The sequence below is a fragment of the Peristeroidobacter soli genome, assembly GCF_004138485.1.
GTDB lineage: Bacteria > Pseudomonadota > Gammaproteobacteria > Steroidobacterales > Steroidobacteraceae > Steroidobacter > Steroidobacter soli.
The window spans coordinates 1-25,768 of the sequence record NZ_RYEV01000011.1 but is presented as its reverse complement, the minus strand read 5'-3'; the positions used below and the strand labels follow the sequence as shown (position 1 = coordinate 25,768).

Sequence of the window (25,768 nt, the reverse complement as noted above, 5' to 3'; positions counted from 1 at the left end):
GGACACCTCCCGGCGTGATGTTTGACCGGCGCAAGCTGTAACTGATGCAAGCGCGACAACAGCAATGATTTGTGAAATTCGCACGAAGGTCCCTCCCGTCCAACTCGCATCCGCGCATGGATGTAATGCTTAGCCTCGTGCAGTTGTTCGATAGTCGAGAACTCTGCCCGAGCACGCCCAGCTCCATGCTCCTGGTCACGGGCGCTTGCGTCTACGACACAGGGCATTTCCTGGCTGGCTACGCAGAGCACACGAATGCATGTTTTCCGGGCAAGGAATGCAATGCGTGCAGTTCGACGGTGTCCGTGGTGGTTGTTGACATGGCTGCAGCGGAACACGAGGTCGAGGACCCAGAATCCCAGCAGCGCGCTCAGTCCGCCAAGCGATAGAACCAGTGCTTCGTGGTCTCCGCCGCCAGAACGTAGAACCCGGTAATGGCAATTACCGTCATGACGAGCGCCGCAGGTAACGGCATGAACCCAAGGGCAGGCGCGAATGGCAGATAAGGAATCGCCAGCGTCAGCACTATGAGCACCAGCGTTGAAACCAACAGTGTATTTCCTGGCCGGCTGTGGAAGAAGGTCCGCCGCGTGCGCACGACGAGCGCAATCACCAACTCGGTCAGCAGCGATTCGATGAACCACGCCGTGCGGAACATTTCCGGCGAGGCGTGGAATATATAGAGGAGCGCGCCGAACGTCAGGAAATCGAACACGGAGCTCAACAATCCGAACTCCAGCATGAACCGGCCGATGAAGCGGATGTCCCACCGCCGCGGGCGCTCCACCAGTTCGCGATCGACGCTGTCATCTGCGATTCCCACTGCTGGGATGTCGGAGAGAAAATTGTTGAGCAGGATTTGCCCGGCAGTCAGCGGCAAGAACGGCAAGAACACCGACGCGACCGCCATGCTGATCATGTTGCCGAGATTGGCGCTGGTCGTTGTCAGCACGTATTTGAGTGTATTTGCGAATGTCCGCCGGCCTTCTTCCACACCGCGTCGGATGACATCCAGGTCCCGCTCCAGCAGCACGAAGTCGGCGGCCTCCCGAGCCACGTCAACCGCGTACTCGACCGACAGACTCGTATCGGCCGCGTGCATCGCCGGCGCATCGTTCACCCCATCCCCCAGAAAGCCGACGACGTGTCCCATCTTCTTGAGCGACAGGATGATGCGCTCCTTCTGATTTGGGTCGACCTCGACGAACAAATCGGTGCGCTCCGCCTCGCGCCACAAAGCTTCATCGTGCAACTCATCCAGTTGCATGCCGGTGAGCACCCGCTCGTGACGCATGCCAACCAATCCCGCAACGTGCTGAGCTACGAGCTTGCTATCGCCGGTGATGAGCTTTACGCAGACGCCGAGGGCAGCCAGCTCCGAGAGGGCTTTGGCTGCGCCCTCCTTGGGCCGATCCATGAATGTTAGAAAGCCCTCGAAGGCGAGATCATGCTCATCGTTGCGGTCATATTTTTCCTTCTTCTCGATGTACCGTGTCGCGACAGCGAGCACGCGAATCCCCTGGCTGCTCCAGATTGCGTAGCGCTGCACGAGACCGGCGCGTTCACCCTCGTTGAGCGCTACGCCGGTGGCGAGCGTCGTGCAGGCATCGAGCACGTGCTCAAAAGCTCCTTTGCTGATCAGTTGCACGCGGCCGTCCCGCTCGATCAAGACGCTGACTCGCTTGCGGACAAAATCGAACGGTATCTCCCCACGCTTTTCCACGTTAGTGAGATCGGGCTTGCGAGTCGCCAGGATCGCATCGTCGAGGGGGATTGCGATCCCGGTCTCGAGCGCCGCATTGATCGCGCCCAACTCCACGACTGCGGGCGATGCCATGCCGGTGGCGTCGTACCCACCCTCCAGATTGATGACGCCTTCGGTGAGCGTGCCTGTCTTATCGGTACACAGCACGTCCATGCTGCCGAGATTCTCGATCGCGTTCAGATGCCGCACGAGCACGCCATGGCGTGCCATCATCTGTGCACCACGCGCCAGATTCACACTCAGGATCGCAGGCAACAGTTCGGGACTCAAGCCCACCGCCAGTGCAATGGCGAACAGCAGCGTCTCGACGACGGGCCGGCCGGCCAACATATGCGCTGCGAAAACCAGCAGCACCATCACCAGCATGGCGCTGGTGAGCCAATAGCCAAAGCTTCGTATCCCACGATCAAATTCCGTCTGCGGAGGCCGCAAGGCGAGGCGCTGCGCGATTGCGCCGAACTGGGTCGCCGCACCGGTCGCGACGACCACACAGCGCAGGTTTCCGCTGCGAACGTTTGTACCGAGATAAACGCAGTTCGGGCGCTTGCCGAGCGGCGCATCGGCCGCGATCACACCGGGTTCCTTCTCGACCGGAAAGCTTTCTCCGGTGAGCACGGACTCGCTGACGAATCCATCGGCAGCCTCGAACACCAGCGCATCCGCCGGCACGAGATTTCCTGCCGACAGCAGGACGACATCTCCCGGCACGACCTCTTCCGTCGGCACCGACTGCGCCTGGCCGTCCCGTAGCACGCTTGCTCGTATCTTGACTCGCTCGCGCAGCGCTGCGGCCGCGGCATGTGCGCTGTATTCCCGGCTGTAACCAATGAATACGCTCACACACAGAATCGTGAGCACGATGGTGGCGTTCGTCAGATCCCCCGATGCAGCTGCCACGACCACCGCAAACACCAGCAGCAACAACAAGGGGCTTGCAAGCTGGCGTAATAGCACCGCCAGACGCGACAGCGGTTTTTGTTTCCGCAGCTCATTCGGCCCAAATCTCGCCAGACGCTCAGCCGCCTGCGCCGACGCAAGTCCGCTTCGCGTAGTGCCCAGCTGTCGCAGTAAATCATCCACTGTCAGCGACCAATAGTCGCCGGCGTTCGTAGCAGCGGAACCGCCAGGTCGGCGACCGAAGATCCGGCGCGACAGCCACATGCCGGGGATCATCGGCAGCCAGAAGCTCAAGCCGCGAAACAGCAGCGTCGCGGACAGCGCGACGGGCAACGGGACAGTCACCAGCTGCAAGGTGACGACCGAACTCGTCTCGAACGCGCCCAGCCCGCCGGGCAAAATGCCGATCGAACGAAAGACATTCGAGATCATGAAACTCGCGAAGACCGCCGATGCGGTCGCGGTTACGCCGAGTGCCTTGATCAGGACCCAAACGGTCGCGGCATCGAGCAACATGATTGCTGCCTGGCCGGCACAGGCCACCAGGAACAGCCGCCGGTTGCGAACCATGACAGTGTCCGCCGCTTCGAATGAAGCGAGCAAACTCTTGAGCGGATGAATGTGCCCCAGCTGTTGGGGCAAGCGCGAGCCCACTCGTCCAGGGAGCAAGAACATCAAGACAATCAACGCAACGGCGCACGCGACGAATACGGCAGCCGCGAGCATCACGGCCCTGCCTGCCGGGCCTGATATCGGCAAGAGGAATACGGCAGCCAGCAGCAGCACTACATAAATAGTGAAGTAGGAAGTGAGGTTGATCGCAACGCCCGCCATCACCGCGGGTTTCGCCATGCCGGCCTGCTCGAGATGCTTCGCGACGGCGGCAGTGCCGCTAATCCCGGCCGAGGGCAGCGCCTGGTCGACAAACAACTTTGCGAGACTCAGTCGGGCAGCCGCCGCATGAGTCAATGCGAAGCCAGCGGCATTGCCGATTGCGCGCCAGATTTCACCCTGCGCAAAATACGTCCCGATTTGCAAGGCGAAGGCAAGCAACAGCCACCAGGGCTGCGCGCCTTGGGCAAGTCGAGCGATCTCCTCCGCTTCCGAGAAATGGACTACCGCAATGCCGAGCGCGCCAACCAATGCCACGCCGGCCAGCCAGGACAGCCAACGCGTGCGACCCGAGTCGGGGGCCTGGCGGCCAAACCATGAAGTGGCGGGATGTTCGGCTTGAAGGACCACTGGCTCCTCAAGTCGCGATCGCCTCGGGCGCTTTATTCTTCTGCTGCTCCACCTGCGCTACGCGTCGCGTCGTGGTCACGAAGCTGTCCGGATTCAGCGAGATCGAATCGATGCCGCACTCGACCAGATAGGCCGCGAACTCCGGATAGTTGCTCGGCGCCTGACCGCAGATCCCGATCTTGATCCCGGTCGCATGCGCCTCCGAGATAGCCGCGCCGACGAATCTCTTGACCGCTTCGTTACGCTCATCGAACAGGCGGGCGAGGTCGGCGGAGTCGCGATCGACACCGAGCACCAGCTGCGTGAGATCGTTGGAACCGATCGAGAATCCATCGAAGCGACTTGCAAACTCTTTCGCGAGGATCACGTTCGATGGAACCTCGCACATCATGTAGACCTGCAGACCATCCCGCCCGCGGGTGAGCCCGCCCTTCGCCATCTCTGCCAGTACTCGATCGGCCTCATCGAGCGTCCGACAGAATGGAACCATGATGATCACGTTGTCGAAGCCGATATCCTGGCGCACCTTGCGCAAGGCCCGGCACTCGAGCGCAAAACCTGCGCGATAGCGCTCGTCGTAATACCGCGATGCCCCGCGCCAGCCAATCATCGGGTTTTCCTCTTTCGGCTCGAACGCCGCACCGCCGAGCAAATCGGCGTACTCATTCGTTTTGAAGTCGCTCAAGCGCACGATCACTGGATGGGGGTAAAACGGCGCGGCGATCTTTGCGATGCCGAGCGCAAGCTTGTCGACGAAAAAGTCCGTCGGATCTTGATAGCCGCGGGTGAGCGCGTCGATCTCGCGCCGCGCGGCCGGATCTGCCACGCGCTGCGGCTCCACCAGCGCCATTGGATGCACACGGATCGAATTGCTCACGATGAATTCAAGGCGCGCCAGTCCCACGCCCTTCGCGGGAAGACGCCACCAACGAAACGCCGCGGCGGGGCTCGCAATGTTCACCATCATTGCGGTCCGTGTCTGGGGAATGGTGGTGAGATCCACCTGCTGCGTTTCGAACGGCAGTGCGCCCTCATATACGACACCCTGCTCGCCCTCAGCGCACGACAGCGTCAGAGCATCGCCATCGCGCAGCAGCTCAGTCGCGCGACCCGTGCCGACAATCGCAGGCACACCGAGCTCGCGGCTGACGATCGCAGCGTGGCTGGTCGTGCCGCCGTGATCGGTGATGATGCCCGCGGCGCGTTTCATGACAGGCACCCAATCGGGGTCGGTCATTTCGGTAACGAGAATCGCGCCGTCCTTGAAGCGGTCTATCTCATCTGCGCTACGAATAAGACACGCGACTCCGGTTGCGATCGCCTCGCCGACGGCTGAACCGGTGATGAGAACTTTGCTCCGCCTCTGCAAGCGAAACGTCTTGAGCGTGCCGGCGCCGCGCGTTGACTGCACCGTCTCCGGTCGTGCCTGCACCATGTATAGCTCGCCAGTTTCACCATCCTTTGCCCATTCCATGTCCATGGGGCAGCCGTAGTGATTCTCCACGAGCACCGCCCAGCGGCCGAGTTGCAGGATCTCCTCATTGGAAAGCACGTACGAACGACGTTCCTTCTGTGTCGTCTCGACAGTGACGGTGCGTGCGCTTCCACCGCTTGCATAGATCATCTTGCGCTGCTTGCTCCCGAGCGTCTTTTCGATGATCGGCTGCAGCCGCTCGTTCTCGAGCAGCGGCTTGAACACGACGTACTTGTCCGGGTCGACGGAGCCCTGCACGACCGTCTCGCCCAGGCCCCACGCTGCATTGATCACTGCGGCGCGCGGGAACCCTGTTTCGGTATCGATCGAGAACATTACACCCGAGCTTGCGATATCGGAGCGCACCATGCGCTGTACGCCGATCGAGAGTGCGACCTGCAAGTGGTCAAAGCCTTTAGCCTCGCGGTATGAGATCGCTCGATCCGTGAACAACGAGGCGTAGCAACGACGACAGGCATCGAGCAGCTCTCGCTCGCCGCGCACGTTGAGAAACGTCTCCTGTTGGCCGGCGAAACTGGCGTCCGGCAGGTCCTCGGCCGTAGCGCTCGAGCGAACCGCCACACTCGCCTCGCCTTGCTCGCAACGGGCTGATAATTTTCTATAGGCCTCTGTGATCGACTCTGCGATCGGCTTGGGGAACTCACCGTCGAGAAACAGGCGGCGCACAGCTTCGCCTGTGTCGTGCAAGCTCACCTTGCCTGCCTTCAGTGCCTGCAGCCTTGTCGCAAGAGCGCTCGCAATGGCGTTTTCCTCGACGTAGGCGCGATACGCATCGGCGCTCGTGGCAAATCCTTCCGGCGTACGCACACCCTTCGACGTGAGTCGCTGAACCATCTCACCGAGCGAGGCATTCTTGCCTCCGACCCGCGCTACATCGCCTCGGCTCAAGCTCTCGAACCACAATATGTATCGGGTGTTAGCAGGCTGCATAATCAATGGTCCTCGGCGATCCATTCACCTCTACGTTTTGACGACCAGCGCATCGCATGGTAGCCGCTCGAGAGCGCACTCCGCCGTACTACCGACGAATGCCTGTTTGACCGCGCTCCGGGAAATTCCGCCCAGGGTCACTACGTCGAGGTAATAAGTGTTCGATCCGCTACACCGGCGCAGCTCCCGGAGTCCAGGTTGATTCGGGATGTTCGCGCACCAGCATTACCGGAACTGCGGCAGACCGGAGCACTAGCTCTGCATCACTCCCCATCAGTACGCGAGTGATCCCTCGCCGTCCGTGTGTACCCATCACGATAATGTCAGCGGGCCATTGCTTAGCTTGGTCGATAATGGCATCGGCCGCGCGCTTGCCCATCGTCTCGGCGAGCACCGCCTCCGCATCGACATCTTTCGCACGGCAAAACGTTTGAGCGTCGCGGATGACCTTTTGGCCGCGAGCGCGCACCCCTTCGACCCATTTGTTGTAGTAATCCGTACCCAACGGGACGTCGCTCATCAGCAACTCGTCCACTACATGCAGTATCCGCAGTGTGCCGTTCACTTGCCTTACCAACGCTACAGCTTCGGCAAGGCCGCGCATCGAGGTTGGACTGCCATCGATCGGAACCAGTACTTTGTTGATCATTGCGGCGCTCCCGTTGAGTTAGGTCCGTGAGTCGATGCTGCGCGCCCGGATCGTCCGGTGCAGCGTGTCTTCCCGTGAGTGACTAGGTACTGGAGGCGCAAGACCATCATGAAGGATGCTTGACCGAGTGGAAAAAGCCCCACGTACTCCAACTTAGTAGCGCATGGGATCCCCCGGTAGTTTATTTCGACAAACCCCCTACGCTCATGCACTGGCACGTCAAAGGAGTAACGTCATGGGCAAGCAAAGAATCTTCCCGCTGTTCGCTGGCGAGCCCCCGCAGCCAGAACCCGACGACTCAACGATGAGCGAGCCCCAATTGCCAGCTCCCGCGCTCGAACCTGCGCGCTGGACACCGTCACCACAGCCATCGTGGTGGAACGAGGCCCCAGCACGCGCGCGGCCGCCACGCCTTCATTAGTTATGAGCGCGGCCGTAGTGCATGTGCCCGAGCCTCTGGTTGAGATCGCGCGAGCAACCCTGCGAGATCTCCATCAGGTGGAAGCCGATTCGCTGCCGTTAACCCTCGACAGCACACTCGATCATGACCTCGGCCTCGACAGTCTCGCTCGCGTAGAGTTGTTCGCGCGCATCGAGCAAGAGTTGCGCGTTCGATTGCCCGACTCGTTGTTCGAGACCGCCGAAACGCTGGGTGATATCGCCGCCGCGCTTAAAGGAGCTCAGTCTCTCGAAGCGCTCTCGCGTCAGCCCGCTGAACGCACGCCGGCGCCCTATCCGGTCGCCTCGCCTCCAGCGAACATCGACACTCTTGGGCAGGTGCTTCGCTGGCATCGTGAGCATCATCCCGACTTCCCGCAAATCACGGTGTGCCTGGATACCGGTGAGGAGACCATCACTTACGAACAACTGTGGAACGACGCCTGCGCGGTGGCCGGCGGCCTTCAACATCAAGGAGTCCGGCGCGGCGACACTGTCGCGTTGATGCTGCCAACGGGTCGCGACTACTTTGGCTCGTTCTTCGGAGTTCTGCTCGCGGGCGCGGTGCCTGTGCCGCTTTATCCTCCCAATCGACTGAGCCAGATCGAAGAGCATGTGCGCAGGCACGCGGGGATTCTCACAAATGCTATGGCCGACACTCTCATTACTACAGCGGCGATGCACCGGCTCGCGGCCGTTCTGCGCATGCATGTGCCGTCGCTGCACGGAATTGCGACCGCCGATGAACTGCGATGCGCGCACGCTGAACCGATACACGTCGATGTAGACCACGGCTCGACTGCCCTGCTCCAGTACACATCGGGCAGCACCGGGCAGCCCAAAGGCGTCGTGCTGAGCCACGCCAACGTGCTCTCCAACATCACAGCGTTAGGAAACGCGCTCGCGGTGCGACGGGAAGATGTGTTCGTGAGTTGGCTGCCGCTGTATCACGACATGGGACTGATTGGCGCATGGCTTGGAACGCTGTATCACGGCCTGCCGCTGGTCGTGATGTCGCCGATCTCCTTCCTCTCCCGTCCGCTGCGCTGGCTGGAAGCAATCCATCGGCACCGGGGGACGCTCTCTGCCGCGCCCAACTTTGCGTACGAGCTATGCCTGAAACGCGTGACTGATCGGGACCTCGCCGGATTGGACCTGAGCACATGGCGTATTGCCATGAACGGCGCGGAAGCGGTCATGCCGGACACGCTCGTGAAATTTCAGAGCAGGTTCGCGCGATGTGGCTTACGTCGGAGTGCTTTGACTCCGGTTTACGGTCTTGCGGAATGCTCGGTCGGCCTGACTGTGCCACCTCTGGAACGCGGTCCGCTGATCGATGTGATCGACCGCGAATCGTTCGTGCGACAAGGCATCGCGGCTCCTGTCATCGCAGGCGCCAACACACTGTCCTTCGTGTCGTGCGGCCGCCCCCTCGCACGGCACGATGTTCGCATCGTCAACGACGCCGGCCGGCCTGTGGGGGAACGTCACGAGGGCCGCTTGGAGTTTCGCGGGCCGTCCGCTACCCAAGCCTACTACCGAAACCCAGAGGCGACTGCGAAGCTAATACACGATGACTGGTTGGATAGCGGCGATCGTGCCTACATGACAGGCGGCGAAATTTACGTCACCGGCCGCATCAAGGACATCATCATTCGTGCCGGCCGCCACATTCACCCGGATGAGTTGGAGTCTGCGATCGGCGCCATCCCGGGTGTGCGCAAAGGTTGTGTCGCAGTATTCGGTAGCACGGATACCGCTACTGGCACCGAGCGCGTCATCGTGCTCGCCGAGACGCATCTACAGCGCGCCGAGGATCGTGAGAGCCTGCGACAGTCGATCATTGCAACTACACTCGGGCTGCTCGGCGAACCGCCCGACGACGTCGCGTTAGCAGCCCCCCACACTGTCCTCAAGACCTCGAGCGGCAAGATTCGCCGGGCGGCCAGCCGCGAAATTTACGAATCGAAGCACTATGGACCGATGCACCAGCACGGCACGGGAGTGCAGCTGCTGCATCTCGCGTTGAGCACCGCGCGTCCCATGTCACAACGCGCCGTTCACCGAGTATTGGATCTTCTGTACGGCGCGTATTTCTGGGCGGTGTTCGGCTTGCTCGGCGGCACTACGTTCCTGCTCTCCCTTCTGCCACTGCCGGCACAAACAATCTGGTCGATAGGCCATCGCGCAGCTCGCTCGTTCCTCCGCATGGCCGGCGTCCGGCTCACCGTCCATCGGCTCGACGCTGCTGCTGAAGCAAAAGGTGCAATCATCGTGGCGAATCACGCCAGCTATCTCGACGGCGTGCTACTCATGGCGGCCCTTCCGCAGGCCTGCCGCTTCGTCGCCAAACGCGAGCTCGCTCGCGTGCCGATTGTCGGCACCTTCCTGCGCCGGTTCGGCGTTGTGTTTGTCGAACGCTTCGATGTTCGTGCCGGCGTCGAAGATGCGCATCGATTGGCGACGCTGGCGTCACAAGGCGAGTCGTGCATTATCTTTCCCGAAGGAACATTCGTTGCCGTGCCTGGCTTGTTGGCATTCCATCTGGGGGCATTTGCCGCGGCAGTTGAAGCTGACCAGCCCATCGTTCCGGTTGCGCTACACGGTGCCCGTGCCCTACTTCGCGATGGCCAGTGGCTACCACGACGCGGACCTGTCGCCGTTCATGTCGGCGCTCCAATCAAACCACCTGGCGCACGCAATGCCTTCGCAGCGACGATCCAACTGCGCGATGCCGCCCGGCGCCACATCCTCGAACACTGCGGCGAGCCCGACTCAACTGGCATGCCCGCCGATCGAAACGACGGCGGCCAGCCGAACATTGAAGAGCCGCAGCTCGATCCGGGCTCGACGTTTGGCTCGCCCGCAGCGCTATTGAAATGTGACTCATTGCCGGACGCTCAGAAGATCGACATCCTGCGCCACTGGCAATACGACGCCGTGGAGATCGCGACCGCCGAGGATGAGGGCATGCCTTGTCGCGACACCGATCTGCTGCATGAGGTTTCACTTTCCTTGCAGCAACTGGCGTCCCATCCGCGGTAAGGCGACGCCACCTGGGCTATTACTTCTGCATGTGATCATGCATTCCCATGCTCATCATCATGCAGCCATCGCCGTGCATCTTCCTGCAGGTCGTCTGCATTTCGTTACGGCAATCGGCAACGCTCTTATCGGAGCGTAAGCAGGCCGCCATCGCCTCGTGCGCTGCCGCCATCTTCGCACGCACTTCCTTGGATGGAACCGGGTCGGCGGCCGGTGGCACTTCTGCTGCGAATGCAGCGCCGGCGAACATGATTGCCGCCATCAGGACCTGGATCGGTCCAGACGCAATTTGTGACTTACTCATGATTCAATCTCCTGGATTCAGACAGAACAGGCTCGCCGCGGTCTAGCCAATTTCCTCGAACCATCAATACCGGAACCGGCGATCGCCGCAACACTCGCTCCGCGTCGCTGCCCATGACCAGTCGCGTCAGTCCACGGCGGCCGTGTGTTCCGAGTACGATCAAGTCCGCGGGCCAGTCCTTGGCCTGAGCGATGATCTCCTCCGAGGCATCCCCCGGTCGCCTTCGCTACGCGCATCGCTTCATCCAGCCCCCGCAGCGAGGTCGTGCTGCCATCGACTGCGACGAGTATTTTCCGATACATGGCGGTCCGCCCGACGACTGCGATTGCTGTCGAAGATACTAGTGCCTCTCATCGCGTAACGAACCGGGACATCCGCGCATGAGGCACGTGTTCCCTCTTAGCTGAGGGACTACGACATCTCACTGATGACGTTCGATAACTCGCCGAGTTGTATTCAAAGATCTCGACCCCTGCCTCGAGAAGCACGCCGTACCGACGGCGCCCGGCACGGCGCAGACTGCCGATCGCATCGATCACCACACGCACGCGCACCCCACATCTGGCGCGCTCGCAGAGGGCAGCAAGATAGGCCTCCGCAATCCGCCCCGGATAGTAGATATACACTTCGAGGTGAACGGAGTGTTTCGCCGCAGCCATCGCGGCAAACTGAGCGTCATAGAGGTCGGCGCCCTCTCGAAGGACGCGAATCGAATCGATGCGCTGTGCTGGCGTCCCCAACACGGCGCTGAGCAGCCGCAGGCGCTGCGATTCGCTCAGCCCATGGAGCGCTGTGCTGGTTTTGTAGAATACGCCGCGTTCGAACAGCACGAGGTAGAGCAGATAGCCCAGCAGTATCGCTCCAAGGAGGGCAGCCACGTCCAGAAGGTTGCTCATTCAGCTGTGGACGCCCGCTCGCACACAGCCGTCGCTGATGCGAAGTAGTAGCCGTTCGAGCCCGAGCGCATCCACCGGCATCGACCGTGCATGATAAATATGAATCACACCTCGGACAGCACCTCCATATATAAGGTGCGTTCACCCCGCACGGAGTTCGAGATCAAGCAGCCGCGCTCCGAGCGCTCCAGCAGAGATTTGGCTTTCGCCTCATCCCCGTTCCCTGCCAGCGTGAGCGTGACATGGACGGCATACTTCGTGAACTGCGCTACGCCCTCGACGCGCTCCAGGGTTCCGTCGACGTGACATTCTAACTTCGACCACTCGAACTTCGCGGCGCGCGCGACCGCCCGGAAAGTCAGGATGAAACAATCCGCGATGGCGCCACAGAGCAACGTCTCGGGCGACCAGGCATCGCCGGGGCCATCGAACTCCACCGGCGGCGCAGTCTGCAACGGCGGCAGGCCGGGCGATTCGACCGTGACATTGCCGCTCAGCACGGCCTTGGCACTCACTCGATACACATGGGGATAGGGATGCATGATCAATCCCCCTATGCCTCGGGCCCAAAGCCATGCTGCTCGTCGCGCTCACCGAACTCATACCACATGGCATTGAGCACGCCGAACACCAGGGCCAAGCCCAAGCCGAGAATCCAGGAGAAGTACCACATAGGACTGCCTCTTCACTTAATGGATCAGTAGAGTCCGGACTGACGCCGCACGTGCTCGAGCGTTACCTCGCCGCGTAACGTGCGAAACACCCAACTCGTATACGCCAGCACGATCGGCAAGAACACGATGACCGCCACCAGCATGATTCCCAACGTCTTCGCGCTGCTGGAGGCATCCCAAATCGTCAGCCCGTGACCCGGCTGGATCGAGGATGGCATGAGGAAAGGAAACATCGCGATGCCCGCGGTGAGAATCACCCCCGCCACTGCTAGCGCGCTGCTCAGGAATGCCAAACCGTAACGTCCGCGGTTCAGCAGGCGCTCGGTCACGAGCGCCATCGCCAACGCCAGTCCGGGAACGATCCATAACGACGCGTGCGCGCGATAGTTCTCAAGCCAGCCACCGCGTATCAACTCGACGCCTTTCGCCACCGGGTTGGAAGGTCCGGCGGTGTTGATCTCGGACACGATCCGATGCCCGTCGATGCCGGTGGCGATCCAGAACCCGGCCATTACGAACGCGACGATCAACACCAGCGCCCCTACCCTGCCGACCGCCGCGGCCCGCGAAGCCAGGGAACGGTCGATCTTCAGCGCGGCATACGTCGCACCGTGCATCACGAGCATGCTCAGGCTGACGATCCCGGCCAACAATGCGAACGGATGCAGCAGGTTGAAGAAGCCCGCCGTGTACACGGGCCGCCTCAACTCATCGAAATGAAATGGAATGCCCAGCAACAGATTGCCGAAGGCGACACCGAACAGCAGCGCCGGCGCGGCGCCGCCGACGAACAGCGCCCAGTCCCAGACATTGCGCCAGCGCGCATCATCTACGTGACCTCGGAAAGTGAAACCCACCGGCCGCAAGATGAGCGCGATCAACACCAGGAACAGTGCCAGATATAGCCCCGAGAACGCCGCGGCGTACAGCAATGGCCACGCCGCGAACGCAGCACCGCCGCCCAGAATGAACCAGACCTGGTTGCCCTCCCACACCGGCTCCACGGTCTCCAGCAGCACGCGGCGCTCCTCATCGTTGCGGCCGACGAAACGAAAGATCGCGCCGACGCCGAGATCGAAGCCGTCCATCACCGCGAAGCCGATGAGCAACACGCCGAGAATCGCCCACCAGATCAGACGCAATGTTTCATAGTCGAACATGGCGGCACCTTCAGGAAACGGCGGCCGCGGCCGGCGCAGGTTGGGAAGTGGATGACGGTTGCGGCCAGTAGCCGAGCCCGTCCGGCCCTCGACGCACCACTCGGAGCATTAGATAAATATCGACGACAGCGAGCGTGGTGTAGAACACGACGAAGCCCAGCAGCGACATCCAGACGTTGGCCGCCGACGTCGTGGAGACACCGAGAAACGTCGGCAACAGTCCATCGATCGCCCACGGCTGTCGACCGTATTCGGCCACGATCCAACCCAGCTCGGCGGCGATCCAGGGCAAGGGCAAGCTGAAAAATGCCAGTCGCAGGAACCAGCGGTGGCGATCGAGGCGATGGCGCGAGGCCAGATAGAAGGTCGCGCCGAACAGGAAAATGAAAAAGAAGCCCAGCGCCACCATGATCCGGAAGCTCCAGAACAGCACCGGAACATTGGGCACGGTCGACCAGGCCGCGCGCTCGATCAGGGCCTCGTCGGCCTTGGCAGGATCGGTTGTATAGCGCAGCAGAAGCAATCCGTAGCCGAGATCGCTCCGATGCTTGTCGAACTCGGCACGCGCCACGCTGTCGTTTGGATCGGCTCGCAGTCTTTGCAAGGCGCCGTGCGCTTGCATGCCATTACGCACGCGCTGCTTGGCGTGCTCCACGAGTTCCGTGATTCCAGCGACCTCACCGTCGATAGAGCGCGTCGCGATCAGCCCGAGCAGCCACGGCACCTTCACTTCCGCATGCGTGCGCCGCTCGGCCACATCGGGCACGCCGAACAATGTGAATCCGGCCGGCGCCGGCTCCGTGTGCCACGCCGCTTCGATTGCGGCGATCTTCATCTTCTGGTTCTCGCTGGCGACGTAGCCGGACTCGTCGCCCAGCACTACCACCGACAGCGAGCACGCGAGGCCGAAACTCGCGGCCACCGCGAGCGAGCGCCGTGCGACCTCGACGTTACGACCGCGCAGCAGATACCACGCGCTGATCGAGAGCACGAAGATCGACCCGACCACATAGCCTGCGGCAACCGTGTGGACGAATTTCGCCTGCGCGACCGGATTGAAGATCACCGCGCCGAACGAGGTGAGCTCCATTCGCATGGTTTCGTAATTGAACTCCGCGCCGATCGGATTCTGCATCCAGGCATTCGCGATCAGAATCCACAGCGCAGACAGGCTCGAACCGAGCGCCACCAGCCCGGTGACGATCAGATGCCCCACTTTCGACAGCCGGTTCCAGCCGAAGAAGAACAGCCCGACGAACGTGGACTCCAGAAAGAACGCCATCAGTCCTTCGATCGCGAGCGGCGCGCCGAAAATGTCGCCGACGTAGTGCGAGTAATAGGCCCAGTTGGTGCCGAACTGAAACTCCATGGTGATGCCGGTCGCAACGCCCATGGCGAAGTTGATCCCAAACAGCACGCCCCAGAACTGCGTCATCTGTTTCCAGATGACCTTGCCGGTCATCACGTATGTGGCCTCCATGATCACCAGGATCATCGACAGCCCGAGCGTCAGCGGCACGAACAGGAAGTGATACAGCGCGGTCAGCGCGAACTGCAGGCGCGACAGATTGACGACTTCGAAATCGATCACGGTGACCTCGCTTCTCGTTGGTTGTTGGCTTGCTCGATCGCCAGGCGCTGCGCCAGGCTGTCCTCATCGACGCTCTGGCGATGCTCGCCGGAGAAGAACATCGAGCGCAGCAACAGCAAGCCGAGCAGTTTGACCAGCAGCAACCAGCCGATCTTCCGTCGCAGCCAGCTGCGCCAATCATCGCCGTGTGCCGCGCTCATAACCTGCCCACCGCGCGCTCCAACGCCAGCAGTGACAGCGCTTCGTCCAGCACCGCATTGTCGTGATTGCTGGTCGCGGTGATCTGCAAAGTGACGGCGTCCAAGACCTGCGTATTGGTGCCAAGCTCGCCGCCGTAAAGCTCCCGCGACATGCGCAGATTCTCTTCGGCCTGCGCTCTGGCTTCTCGTAGTGCGGCGATTCTTGCCTGAGCCGCACGCACATCCAACCAGGCTTGCCGAACCTCGAGCTGTACTTGGGATCGCAAATCATCGAGCCGGTGCTGAGCCGCGCGACTGGCACGCCGCAGCGATTCGCTGCGATTACGCACCACGCCACCGTCGAAAAGATTCCAGCTCACGCCGATGCCGACCGCCGCGAAGCTTTGCCGGTCGAGGATCTCGTTCTCGACATAGGTATAGCCGCCGGACAGCGCCAGCTGCGGCAGCAATAGGGCGCGCTGTGCATCCGACTGCAGCGACAACGCATCGGCCTGGGCGCCCAGCGCCGAAATTTCACTGCGTGAATTCAGCGCGCTCTGAATCAGTTGATCCAGTGGTTGTTCGCTGAGCGCCCGCTCGATGGGCAACACGGCGTCGAGCTCCGGCGTGCGCTCGCTCGGTTCGCCAACGAGCCGGTTGTAGCCTGCGTAGGCCAACGCCACGCCGTTGTCAGCCTGCACGCGCAGCTGTTCCGCATTTGCCAGGGCCACTTGCGCCGCCAACAAGTCGCTGCGGGTCACCAACTCACGCTCGACCATGAGCTTCACGTCGCTCGCATGAGCCTTCAGACTCGTCACCGATGACTGCGCCGCTTGCAGCAGGCGCTGCGACCGGAGCACGTTCACATAGGCCGTCGCGATCGCCATGCGTAAGCCGGAGCGCGCGGCCGCCTCGGAATCCGCCGCGCCCATCGCCACTTTATGTGCGGCGCCGATCTGCGCCGAGAGGCGACCGCTCGTGTACAAGGGCAACTTCAACTGTACGCCACCGGATGCGTAGGACTGACCTGGAAAGATCGGAGCCTGCAACGCCATCCCTGCCGCGACGATGTCGAGCTGCGGAGCGTTATCGAATTGCGTGTAACTGGCGGCAGCGGTCAATGACGGCCACCGTTCGGCACGCGCCGCGCTTTCGGCGGCACGAGCGCTCTCCGCCTCCGCCGCAACGGCTGCGAATTCCATGTTTCTGCTCAGTCCCATCTGCCATGCTTCGGATAGCGATTCCGCCGAAGATGACATGCAGACCGACGCCGCCGCCATGGCGAGAAATACGCTCCCCGCTCGCGCCGGCCATCTCATTGAGGACGCTCCTTGAGCGCAACGATGCCCAACAGCTTCAGCACATACCGCTCATAGATCGGCGTCACCGAGCCGGTGCGGACCTTGCGCAGGAAATACTTTTCGAAGGCAATCTTCGCCAGATGCACCCACTTCCCCACGCCAGCCCACGTGACGTTGCGCGGTGGGATCTCCGGCAACGCGACGAAGGCCGCGCCCGTGTCTCCAAAGTCGGCGAGGCAGACGGCATTCCAGGTCGCTTGGGCTGTGGCGGATTTGCCGTCGATATCCGCCGCGATGTTCTCGACCAGCGCGCTGACCATCGACTCGATCATGTAACCTGTCTTGGGCGCGCCGGTGGGTACCGGTGTCGCCTCCACGGGTGGGATCGCCACACAGACGCCTGCGGAGAAAATGTTTGGATACTTCGTCGAGCGCTGCTGCATATCGATCAGCACGAAACCGCGTGGATTGCACAATCCCGGCACGGCAGCGACCGCGTCCACACCTTTGAACGCCGGGATCACCATGGCGTACTTGAACGGTACTTCGTGCTCCTTCTTCGGCTTGCCGTCTTCGTCGTGCTCGACGGCCAGGATCGAACCACTCTCGACGCGCGTGATCTTGGCGTTGGTCAGCCACTTGATATGGCGCTGGCGCAGCTCCGATTCCATCAGTCCTTTGCTGTCGCCGACGCCACCGAGCCCCATGTGTCCGATATACGGCTCGCTCGTGACGAACGTGATCGGCACCCGATCGCGCAGCTTGCGTTTGCGCAGGTCGGCATCCACGATCATCGCGAATTCATACGCCGGCCCGAAGCAGCTCGCGCCGGCGGCAGCGCCGATCACGATCGCCCCGGGATCCTTGATGAACTCCTGATACTTCTGCCACGTCTGCGCCGCATGCTCCTGCGTGCAGACCGATTGCGTGAAACCGGCAGGCCCAAGTCCCGGGACTTCGTCGAACGCCAGCTTCGGTCCGGTGGCGATCACCAGATAATCGTAGTCGAGCTCGCGACCGCCGCTCAGTTGCAAGCGCCGGGTATCCGCATCGATGCGATCGACGCGTTCGGCAATCCATTGCACGCCTTTGGCTTGCAACGGCTCTTGTAAGGCGACACGTGTCTGCTCGCATTGACGCCAGCCCACGGCGACCCATGGATTCGACGGGGTAAACTCGAAGTACGGCGAGGCGCCGATCAACGTGACCGCGTGCTGTTTGCCGAGTTTCTTGCGCAATTCGTACGCTGCGGGCACGCCGCCGATGCCAGCCCCAATCACGATCACGTGTGCCATGGTCATGCTCCTTGCAACGTTCGACGCCGCAGATACGCGTAGTACAGGACTGGAATCAGGATCAACGTAAGCGCGGTCGACACCAGGATGCCGAAGATCAGCGATACCGCGAGCCCGCTGAAGATAGGATCGTCGAGGATGAAGAACGCGCCGATCATGGCCGCGAGTGCGGTCAGTGCGATCGGCTTGGCCCGCACCGCGCCGGCCCGCATGACTGCATCCTCCAACGTGCGGCCGGTGCGCACCTCGGCATCGATGAAGTCCACCAACAATATTGAGTTGCGCACGATGATGCCGGCCAGCGCGATCATGCCGATCATGGAAGTCGCGGTGAACTGCGCGCCCAGCAGGGCGTGCCCGGGCATGACGCCGATGATGGTCAAAGGGATGGGCGCCATGATGATCAGCGGCAGAAAATAAGAGCCGAACTGCGCGACCACCAGCAGGTAGATGCAGATCAACCCGACCGAGTACGCCAGCCCCATGTCGCGGAATGTTTCATAGGTGATCTGCCACTCGCCATCCCATTTGACCGCGGTCGCGAGTGGATCGTCGGGCTGCCTGATGAAGTACTGCGCGATCGGCGCGCCGCCGGGTGGCTCGCGTGAGATGCTGCCGACCATCGAGAACATGCCGTACAGCGGACTGTCCAGCCGCCCCGCCATATCGCCCGTGACATACACGACTGGCAGCAGATCCTTGTGATAAATGGCGCCGTCCCACTCCGTCGTCTGTATCCGCACCAGCTCCGATAGCGGGATCGCGATGCCGCTGGCACTACGAACCTGCAACGCCGTCATCGAGCCGAGACTGGCCTTGTCCGCGATCGGCAGCTCCAGGCGCACCGGAATGGGCTGCCGCTCGTGGCCGGCATGGATATAAGTTGTATCGGCGCCGTGCAGCGCCGTTGCCAGGGTCTGGACGATCTGCTCTTGTGATACGCCGAGCAGCGCCGCCTTCTGACGATCCACGGTCACCACGAAACGTCGAGCGGGTGTCTCCAGGCTGTCGTCGACGTCGACGATGTCTGGCGTGGCTGCGAAGAGCTTGCGCACCTCCGAAGCCACGTGTCGCTGTGCTTCGTAGCTCGGCCCGTAGATTTCCGCCACCAGCGGCGCTTGCACCGGCGGCCCGGGCGGGACTTCCACCACCTGTACCGATGCGCCGAAGCGCTCGCCGATGGCGGTGAGATCCGCTCGCACGGCCCGCGCAATCTCGTGGCTCTGCCGGTCGCGCTCATGTTTGTCGACCAGATTCACCTGCAGATCGCCCAGTTCCGGGCTTTCCCGCAAATAATATTGCCGCACCAATCCGTTGAAGTTGATCGGCGCTGCGGTCCCGGCGTAAGCCTGATAGTCGCTCACTTCCGGCACCTGATCGATCCGATGTGCGAGCTCGTCGAGCACGCGCGCGGTCGTCTCGAGCGTCGTGCCCTCCGGCAGATTCAACACCACCTGAAACTCGGACTTGTTGTCGAAGGGCAGCATCTTCAGCACCACCAGACGCACTCCTGCCAGCGCGACCGCGAGCACGATGGCGACGGCGACGCCCCCGTACAATCGATGTCGCTGGCGCCGACCGTTTTCAGCATCCAGGAATGGGCGCAACAGTCGGGTGAACAATCGATGCAACCCGCTGTCCTCTTCCGCCGAACGCTCGGCATGTCCACTGAGCAACTTGCGGCACAGCCATGGCGTGAACACCAACGCCACCGCGAGTGAGATCAGCATGCCCATGCTCGAATTGATGGGAATCGGGCTCATGTAGGGGCCCATCAAACCGCTGACGAACGCCATCGGCAGCAACGCCGCGATGACGGTCAGCGTGGCCAGGATGGTTGGACCGCCGACCTCGTCCACCGCTCTTGGAATCAACTCCGTGAGCGGACCGGCGTCGAGGCGCATGTGTCGATGAATGTTTTCCACCACCACGATGGCGTCGTCCACCAGGATGCCGATGGAAAAGATCAGGGCGAACAACGAGACACGATTGATCGTGAATCCCCAAGCCCACGAGGCGAACAGCGTGGCCGCCAGGGTGACGATGACGGCCGCGCCGACGACCAGCGCCTCGCGCCGTCCCATGGCCAGCACCACCAGCAGCACCACCGACGCGGTCGCGAACAGCAACTTCTGAATCAGCTTTTGTGCTTTGTCATTTGCGGTCACGCCATAGTTGCGCGTTACGGTGACTTCCACGCCTTCCGGAATGAATGTTCCCTTCAATCCCTCGACGCGACGCAGAACCTCGTCGGCGACGTCGATCGCATTGGCTCCCGGCTGTTTGGAGATCGCAATGGTGACGGCCGGCGCATGCTCGACTTCCGGCAGGCCGCGCGACGCCGCTCCGGGACCGGTGCCGAAAGAAACATACGAAACCGGTTGCTCGGCGCCCTGGCTCACGTCGGCGACGTCGCTCAGATAAACCGGTCGGCCGTCGCGCGCGGTGACTACGAGCGACGCAACGTCTTCCTGCCCTGCGAGGAATTGCCCGGCGTCCACCACCGATACGCGATCGTCGCCGACCACGGAGCCGATGTGCTGAACAATATTTGTTGCCTGCAGGGCCGCGGTCAGCTCGCCGACCGTGAGGTCATAGCCCGCCAGCTTCTGTGCATCGAGCTCGACTCGCACGGTGTTCCGCGGGCTGCCGATCGCATAGATGTTACGAGTGCCGGCAACACGTTTGAGCTCGGTTTGAATCGAGCGCGCCACGAGCCCGAGCTCATGACTGCCACGCTGCGGGTCGGCGGTCCACAAGGTCAGAGTGACGATCGGCACATCGTCGATGCCTTTGGGCTTGACCAGCGCAGGCAGGATGCCAGCGTTCGCCGGCCGCCAGTCCTGATTGGAATAGATGGCGTTATACAGGCGTACGATGGCCTCCGTGCGCGGCTCGCCCACTTTGAACTGCACGCCGAGCACGGCCATGCCCGGACGCGACATCGACGTAATGTGCTCCACGCCGGCAATTTCCCCGAGCACCTGCTCCATCGGCGTCGCTACCAGACTTTCGACTTGCACGGCCGAAGCGCCGGGGAACGGCACGAACACGTTCGCGAAAGTCACATCGATCTGCGGCTCTTCCTCTCTGGGCGTGACCAGAACCGCGAACACTCCAAGCAACAGCGCCGCCAATGCGAGCAGCGGCGTCAGCTGATTGCCAAGGAATCGACGCGCGATCCGCCCGCTGAACCCGAGTTCCTCGCTCATGAATCGAGGTCCTCGGCACGCCGCAGCTGCTTCATCGCGGCCACCGGATCCAGAGCAACCCGCTCACCCTCGGCGAGCCCCGCAAGCACTTCAACGTCTTTCTCGAACTTATGACCCAATCGCACCTGACGCAGCGAGGCGCGGCCGTCGTCGTTCACGATGTACAATGCTGTGACCTCACCGCGCTCGACCACTGAGCTCAGTGGCGCCAACAAACGTCGAGCCTCGCCGGTGACGAAGCCCACTTTGACGAACATCCCGGGATACAGATCGGCGGCGTTCTCCGGCAGTTCCAATCGCGCGCGAAACGTGTTCGACGGCTTGGCGGCTTCGGGAAAGACGGTCAGCTTACTGACCTCGACGCGACGGCCGTCGATATAAACCGCGGCTTGTTTGATACGTCGGATCGCATCGATGCTGGACTGGGGCACGTCCACCGAGACGCGCAGATACTGCAACGACAATCCGCTCATCAACGGTGTGCCCGGATGTACGGATTCCCCGGGCTCGACGAGTCGTTTGGTCACGACGCCCGCGTATGGCGCTCGAATCTCCGTGTAGCTGACGCCCTCTTTCGCCGTATCCAATGCCGCACGCGCCGCCGCCAGGCGAGCCACTGTGGAGTCGCGAGCAGCCGTGGCCTCATCGAACGTGGCTTTAGGCACCACCTGGCGCTCATACATGTCGGCGACACGTTTGTATCTCGTCTGTGCTTCCAGCTCGCGCGCCCGGGCCTCTTGCAGCGCCGCCTCCGCCTGCTTCAAGCCTGATTGCTGTTCCGTCGCCCGCAAACGCATGATGACGGCGCCCGCCGGCACAAAATCGTTCACGTCATACAGAATCTCGGTCACGCGCCCGGAGGTTTGCGCCGCCACCGTCCCCTGATTCACTGCCTCGACGGTGCCGTCCAGGAGCCGCTCTATCGGCGTGGGGCGCGGCGATATCACTACCGTTTCCAGCACCGGTACCGATGCGCCCGCGCGCTCGGGCTCTTCGTGCGAGCAGCCGACTGATAGCAACGCCAATCCAGCCGCCACGAATGGTGTGAGGCGACGCATGACTTTAGAACGCCGCGCCGGGCCGATAGCCCAGCTTCTTCAACACCATTGCCAGTGGACAGAAGCCGGTGAATGCCGCTTGAAACAGATTCAAGCCGACGAATGCCGCGAGTATCAGCCAGTACGGGCTGACCCAGTACGCGAGCGACAAGCTGGTCAGGACCATGAGGCCCGCGAACGCGAGCACGATGCGATCGATCACCATAGGGCACCTTTGCAACGGGTTTGTAGTCATTGAGATCGAGCCAGAGCATTAAACGGCGCGGCGACCTTCTGCCGTATCCGGAACCCCGGCTAGCCGTACAGAACATCCCCTTAGCAAGATCGGTCAGTTCTGCCGAGCCATTACATTATCACTTGCTAATTTAGAACACACTGATTTATTATCTATCCACCCGATCGTAGACTCGAGCAGACATTGGCAAGCAAACCGCGAAAGAAGACAGGTGCATTGCGCCCCGGCGCAGCGCAGGACATCGAGCCGCATGCCGCTCGGGCTGCCGCATTGCTCAAGGCACTGGCGAATGAGCAACGATTGATGATCCTGTGTACGCTCATCGAGGGCCCGCTGTCGGTGAGCGAGCTGAATGGGCGCGTCGCCTTGAGCCAATCCGCCCTTTCGCAACACCTTGCGGTATTGCGCGAGGCGCAGATCGTCGCGACCACGCGAGAATCGCAGAGCATTCGATATGCACTGCCCGCGGGCGTAGCGACCGAGATCATCGGCCTGCTGCACCGGGAATTCTGCGAACGTTGAGAGGTACTTATGAGCTACTACATCGCGAAGACCGTCACGGGATCGTTCGAAAGCGTGCTCGCCGCGGTCGTCGAGCAACTGAAGCAGGAAGGTTTCGGGGTCCTGACCGACATCGACGTGCAAGCGACGCTGAAGAACAAGATCGGCGCTGATATTCCCAAATATCGGATCGTCGGCGCGTGCAATCCCACATTCGCCCACGAAGCGCTCGCGCTGGAAAACAAGCTTGGCGTGCTCCTACCCTGCAATGTCATCGTGCGCGAGACACCCGAGAAGCAGGTGGAGATCGCTAGCGTCGATCCAGTGGTTGCCATGGAGCGCACTGGAAATCCAGCGCTTGCCGCGACGGCCGGAGAAGTTCGGCGACGCCTCGCGAAAGTGATCGGCGCGGTGGGCACCTAGCGTTGTCGCCGGTGCACTCGATGCCGAGTTGGTCCGCTTACGGCCTGTTCGACTGCGCGCGCGTTTCGAGCAGCTCGCGAACTGAAGCTTCCAGCGACGTGAGGCCCGACCTCCGCGAGCGCTGCGTCCAGCGTGCGAGCGTTCTCCTCCGTCAGTGACTGCGCTCCCTGGATCGGAATGGAACGATAGGCGATGCCCAGACCGGCGGCGATTTGCGCTTCCGCGGTTGATTTGAACTCGCGGATACCGCTTGTTCGCTAGGTAGAGGCTGCCTGCCGGCCCCCAACTACGAATGGCCGGCGAGAACTCGGGTCGGGAATATAGCGTGACTCGCTGCGTACGTACGCCAACGCACAGACCAACCACGCCTCCGGTGCATACTGACGACTAATCGTGACCTTGCAGCGACTGCCGGGAGCGGCTTCTGCGTGGGCGTCGCATGCCCCCGTGTTCCCTGTCAGACGACAGGGAGAAACCAGCCGCTGGTATTGCTCCAACAATTGGTGGCCTATGCTTTCCTCCGATATCGCGGGCAGCGCTTTCGATTCCGCTCCGGATGCAATGGTGATCATCGACGCCTGCGAGGCAATTGTATTTGCGAATCGCCGCGTTTCATCGCTCTTCGGCTATGCGCTGAACGAGATCTCCGGCCGGCCCGTCGACGTCCTCCTGGCACAACGCTGTCGCAAACACCACATCGCGCATCCCCGGAACGGCGCCGAGAACGTGCGAATCTCCGAAGGCTGGGGCCTCGATCTGTTCGCCCTGCGTAAGGACGGTACGGAGTTTTCCATCGAGATCAGCTTGAGCCCGATCGTCGGAAAGGATGAGCTGCGAGCCGCCACGATCCACGACGTAACGGATCGCCGCGCGATCGAGCTGCAGCTGCTGGACACACGGGAAGCAGCCGAGCGCGCAAATCAAACGAAGAGCCGTTTTCTCGCCACCGCGAGCCACGATCTTCGCCAACCGTTGCAAACTCTCGCGCTGCTGAACGGAGCGCTGCGCCGGATGGTGAAAGATCCCGAGCCCGCCAAAGCCCTGGCGCAACAGGAGCAGGCCATCGGCGCGATGTCGCGCCTGTTGAACGCGCTCCTCGACATCAGCAAGCTCGAATCCGGCGCCATCAAGCCGGAAGTGACCGACTTCACCGTTGCCGCGATCTTTGCCGAGCTGCGTAATGAGTTTGCCAATCTGGCCGCGGAAAAGGGTCTGCAGCTACGCGTGGATACATGTGCCGACTGCGTGCAGTCCGACCCATCGCTCATCGAGCAGGTGCTGCGAAATCTGGTATCCAACGCGATCAAATACACTCGACACGGTTTCGTGCAGTTGCGGTGCCTGCACGACCAGGCATTCGTGCGCCTGGAAGTCCTCGATACGGGTATCGGGATGTCGGAGAATGCGCTGACGCATATCTATGATGAGTTCTACCAGGTTGGTGTCCCCACCAACACCGCGCGCGAAGGATATGGCCTCGGACTGAGCATCGTGCACCGGATCGTAAACCTGCTCGGCCTCAAGCTGGAAGTTCAATCCGAGCTCGGCAGAGGTTCGACATTCTCGCTGCAATTGCCCAGAGGCAGGCGAACGGATGCGGACGATCATGTGTCGGAGCGTTCCGAGATCATCGCAGAACAGCCCGCAGCCCTGGCGCACATCCTGCTGGTCGAGGACGACCCGGGCGTGCGCACGGCCACCAGTCTGCTGCTGGTCCTCGAGGGTTATCGTGTGACCACGGCCGGCTCGATCGCCGAAGCGCTTCGGCAAGCCGAGGAACACACTGACATCGAGTTGCTGGTGACCGACTACCATCTCACGAATCAGGAGACGGGCGCCCAGGTGATCGCAGCGATACGGGGGCAACTCGAGACGAATCTCCGGACCATCCTGATGACGGGCGACACGTCCTCGGTAGTGCGCAACCTGCAGCACGATCAGCGGTTGCGCATCACCAGCAAACCCATCAACGCGGACGAGTTACTTTCGCTGATCCGCGAGCTCCTCAGCGCCTGATAACGGGGGTCGACACTCGCCAGAGTTGTCACCTGCTCCGGCTTTGAGATTCGACAGTCCGCGGGTCCCATGGTTCGTAACGGGCCATACTTGCCCGGATGTTTCCCCCCATCCAGCCACTGCAATTCCTCCTGACTCTGCTTGCTCGCTGGATTAATCGCCGGCAGCTCGATGTGATCGAGTACCTCAAGGAAGAGAATCGGCTGCTGAAGGAGCGCCTCGGCGGTCGACGCCTGCGATTCACGGATGCCGAACGCCGTCGACTCGCGCGCAGAGCATATGCGTTGGGTCCGACAGACAGCGAATCTCGAGCGGACACCGGGGGGCGATGGAGGTGTCACCGACCGGCATATTGGAGCCATCTAGTGATCGGCATATAGGAGCCAGTGGATGATCGGCGTAATGGAGCCACGGCGTGATCGCCATAATGGAGCCACTGGCTGATCGGCGTATTGGAGCCAC

The 25,768-nt window shown here is 61.8% G+C and carries 19 protein-coding genes and 1 pseudogene; 4 read left to right on the top strand and 16 right to left on the bottom strand.

Going from position 1 to position 25,768, the window contains the following annotated elements; genetic code table 11:
• Positions 1–370: 370 nt before the first annotated feature.
• The 3 genes from mgtA to EKO19_RS36170 form a co-directional block, all read right to left on the bottom strand.
• A complete protein-coding gene (gene mgtA, locus EKO19_RS36180; RefSeq protein ID WP_129782313.1) occupies positions 371–3,904 on the bottom strand; it encodes a magnesium-translocating P-type ATPase in 3,534 nt (1,177 codons plus the stop codon).
• A gap of 7 nt (positions 3,905–3,911) precedes the next feature.
• On the bottom strand, positions 3,912–6,329 hold the full coding sequence (gene ppsA, locus EKO19_RS36175) for a phosphoenolpyruvate synthase (RefSeq protein ID WP_129782312.1): 2,418 nt from the start codon (positions 6,327–6,329) through the stop codon (positions 3,912–3,914).
• 169 nt (positions 6,330–6,498) lie between these two features.
• The gene (locus EKO19_RS36170; protein WP_129782311.1) at positions 6,499–6,978 is read right to left on the bottom strand and encodes a universal stress protein; all 480 of its coding nucleotides are present in this window, start codon (positions 6,976–6,978) and stop codon (positions 6,499–6,501) included.
• Positions 6,979–7,401: 423 nt separating this feature from the next.
• Between EKO19_RS36170 and EKO19_RS36165 the strand changes: the two genes are divergently transcribed.
• Complete coding sequence (locus EKO19_RS36165; protein ID WP_129782310.1) at positions 7,402–10,461, top strand: AMP-binding protein; 3,060 nt, start codon at positions 7,402–7,404, stop codon at positions 10,459–10,461.
• Between the two features lie 19 nt (positions 10,462–10,480).
• Here the strand turns inward: EKO19_RS36165 and EKO19_RS36160 are convergent, their stop codons facing one another.
• The 13 genes and pseudogenes from EKO19_RS36160 to EKO19_RS36100 all read right to left on the bottom strand — a co-directional run bounded on the left by EKO19_RS36160 (position 10,481) and on the right by EKO19_RS36100 (position 22,336).
• Entirely contained in the window at positions 10,481–10,765 is a 285-nt protein-coding gene (locus tag EKO19_RS36160; protein WP_129782309.1) for a hypothetical protein, read from the bottom strand.
• Positions 10,758–11,067 (bottom strand): annotated as a pseudogene (locus EKO19_RS36155) (universal stress protein). The gene EKO19_RS36160 and the pseudogene EKO19_RS36155 overlap by 8 nt, the downstream one beginning before the upstream one ends.
• Before the next feature lie 48 nt (positions 11,068–11,115).
• Positions 11,116–11,661, bottom strand: coding sequence for a phospholipase D-like domain-containing protein (locus EKO19_RS36150; RefSeq protein ID WP_129782308.1), 546 nt, complete (start codon positions 11,659–11,661; stop codon positions 11,116–11,118).
• 104 nt (positions 11,662–11,765) lie between these two features.
• The gene (locus EKO19_RS36145) at positions 11,766–12,203 is read right to left on the bottom strand and encodes an OsmC family protein (protein ID WP_129782307.1); all 438 of its coding nucleotides are present in this window, start codon (positions 12,201–12,203) and stop codon (positions 11,766–11,768) included.
• Positions 12,204–12,214: 11 nt separating this feature from the next.
• Positions 12,215–12,334, bottom strand: coding sequence for a cytochrome bd-I oxidase subunit CydX (gene cydX / locus EKO19_RS36140; RefSeq protein WP_129782306.1), 120 nt, complete (start codon positions 12,332–12,334; stop codon positions 12,215–12,217).
• A gap of 24 nt (positions 12,335–12,358) precedes the next feature.
• Complete coding sequence (gene cydB, locus EKO19_RS36135; RefSeq protein WP_129782305.1) at positions 12,359–13,495, bottom strand: cytochrome d ubiquinol oxidase subunit II; 1,137 nt, start codon at positions 13,493–13,495, stop codon at positions 12,359–12,361.
• 10 nt (positions 13,496–13,505) lie between these two features.
• On the bottom strand, positions 13,506–15,086 hold the full coding sequence (locus EKO19_RS36130; protein WP_129782304.1) for a cytochrome ubiquinol oxidase subunit I: 1,581 nt from the start codon (positions 15,084–15,086) through the stop codon (positions 13,506–13,508).
• On the bottom strand, positions 15,083–15,286 hold the full coding sequence (locus EKO19_RS36125) for a hypothetical protein (protein WP_129782303.1): 204 nt from the start codon (positions 15,284–15,286) through the stop codon (positions 15,083–15,085). The genes EKO19_RS36130 and EKO19_RS36125 overlap by 4 nt, the downstream gene beginning before the upstream one ends.
• A complete protein-coding gene (locus tag EKO19_RS36120; RefSeq protein WP_281281155.1) occupies positions 15,283–16,524 on the bottom strand; it encodes a TolC family protein in 1,242 nt (413 codons plus the stop codon). Before EKO19_RS36120 ends, EKO19_RS36125 begins: the two co-directional genes overlap by 4 nt.
• A 56-nt stretch (positions 16,525–16,580) precedes the next feature.
• Positions 16,581–17,861, bottom strand: a complete 1,281-nt coding sequence (locus EKO19_RS36115; RefSeq protein WP_129782301.1) for an NAD(P)/FAD-dependent oxidoreductase — start codon at positions 17,859–17,861, stop codon at positions 16,581–16,583.
• Positions 17,862–17,863: 2 nt separating this feature from the next.
• On the bottom strand, positions 17,864–21,073 hold the full coding sequence (locus EKO19_RS36110; protein ID WP_129782300.1) for an efflux RND transporter permease subunit: 3,210 nt from the start codon (positions 21,071–21,073) through the stop codon (positions 17,864–17,866).
• The gene (locus tag EKO19_RS36105) at positions 21,070–22,131 is read right to left on the bottom strand and encodes an efflux RND transporter periplasmic adaptor subunit (RefSeq protein ID WP_129782299.1); all 1,062 of its coding nucleotides are present in this window, start codon (positions 22,129–22,131) and stop codon (positions 21,070–21,072) included. Before EKO19_RS36105 ends, EKO19_RS36110 begins: the two co-directional genes overlap by 4 nt.
• A 4-nt stretch (positions 22,132–22,135) precedes the next feature.
• Entirely contained in the window at positions 22,136–22,336 is a 201-nt protein-coding gene (locus EKO19_RS36100) for a YgaP family membrane protein (RefSeq protein ID WP_129782298.1), read from the bottom strand.
• A gap of 246 nt (positions 22,337–22,582) precedes the next feature.
• On the opposite strand from EKO19_RS36100, the gene EKO19_RS36095 reads away from it, so the two are divergent.
• The 3 genes from EKO19_RS36095 to EKO19_RS36085 all read left to right on the top strand — a co-directional run bounded on the left by EKO19_RS36095 (position 22,583) and on the right by EKO19_RS36085 (position 25,306).
• Positions 22,583–22,888, top strand: a complete 306-nt coding sequence (locus EKO19_RS36095) for an ArsR/SmtB family transcription factor (protein ID WP_407676683.1) — start codon at positions 22,583–22,585, stop codon at positions 22,886–22,888.
• A 9-nt stretch (positions 22,889–22,897) separates the two neighbouring features.
• On the top strand, positions 22,898–23,290 hold the full coding sequence (locus EKO19_RS36090) for a DUF302 domain-containing protein (RefSeq protein WP_129782297.1): 393 nt from the start codon (positions 22,898–22,900) through the stop codon (positions 23,288–23,290).
• 510 nt (positions 23,291–23,800) lie between these two features.
• Positions 23,801–25,306 carry an ATP-binding response regulator gene (locus EKO19_RS36085; protein WP_129782296.1) on the top strand — a complete coding sequence of 502 codons (1,506 nt, stop codon included), beginning with the start codon at positions 23,801–23,803 and terminating at the stop codon, positions 25,304–25,306.
• Positions 25,307–25,768: the final 462 nt, after the last annotated feature.

Excerpts from the sequence above, each read along its gene's own strand:
- ppsA (WP_129782312.1), bottom strand. The coding sequence starts at position 6,329 with ATGCAGCCTGCTAACACCCGATACATATTGTGGTTCGAGAGCTTGAGC.
- EKO19_RS36170 (WP_129782311.1), bottom strand. The coding sequence starts at position 6,978 with ATGATCAACAAAGTACTGGTTCCGATCGATGGCAGTCCAACCTCGATG.
- EKO19_RS36165 (WP_129782310.1), top strand. The coding sequence starts at position 7,402 with ATGAGCGCGGCCGTAGTGCATGTGCCCGAGCCTCTGGTTGAGATCGCG.
- EKO19_RS36160 (WP_129782309.1), bottom strand. The coding sequence starts at position 10,765 with ATGAGTAAGTCACAAATTGCGTCTGGACCGATCCAGGTCCTGATGGCG.
- EKO19_RS36150 (WP_129782308.1), bottom strand. The coding sequence starts at position 11,661 with ATGAGCAACCTTCTGGACGTGGCTGCCCTCCTTGGAGCGATACTGCTG.
- EKO19_RS36145 (WP_129782307.1), bottom strand. The coding sequence starts at position 12,203 with ATGCATCCCTATCCCCATGTGTATCGAGTGAGTGCCAAGGCCGTGCTG.
- cydX (WP_129782306.1), bottom strand. The coding sequence starts at position 12,334 with ATGTGGTACTTCTCCTGGATTCTCGGCTTGGGCTTGGCCCTGGTGTTC.
- cydB (WP_129782305.1), bottom strand. The coding sequence starts at position 13,495 with ATGTTCGACTATGAAACATTGCGTCTGATCTGGTGGGCGATTCTCGGC.
- EKO19_RS36125 (WP_129782303.1), bottom strand. The coding sequence starts at position 15,286 with ATGAGCGCGGCACACGGCGATGATTGGCGCAGCTGGCTGCGACGGAAG.
- EKO19_RS36120 (WP_281281155.1), bottom strand. The coding sequence starts at position 16,524 with ATGTCATCTTCGGCGGAATCGCTATCCGAAGCATGGCAGATGGGACTG.
- EKO19_RS36115 (WP_129782301.1), bottom strand. The coding sequence starts at position 17,861 with ATGGCACACGTGATCGTGATTGGGGCTGGCATCGGCGGCGTGCCCGCA.
- EKO19_RS36110 (WP_129782300.1), bottom strand. The coding sequence starts at position 21,073 with ATGAGCGAGGAACTCGGGTTCAGCGGGCGGATCGCGCGTCGATTCCTT.
- EKO19_RS36105 (WP_129782299.1), bottom strand. The coding sequence starts at position 22,131 with ATGCGTCGCCTCACACCATTCGTGGCGGCTGGATTGGCGTTGCTATCA.
- EKO19_RS36100 (WP_129782298.1), bottom strand. The coding sequence starts at position 22,336 with ATGGTGATCGATCGCATCGTGCTCGCGTTCGCGGGCCTCATGGTCCTG.
- EKO19_RS36090 (WP_129782297.1), top strand. The coding sequence starts at position 22,898 with ATGAGCTACTACATCGCGAAGACCGTCACGGGATCGTTCGAAAGCGTG.
- EKO19_RS36085 (WP_129782296.1), top strand. The coding sequence starts at position 23,801 with ATGCTTTCCTCCGATATCGCGGGCAGCGCTTTCGATTCCGCTCCGGAT.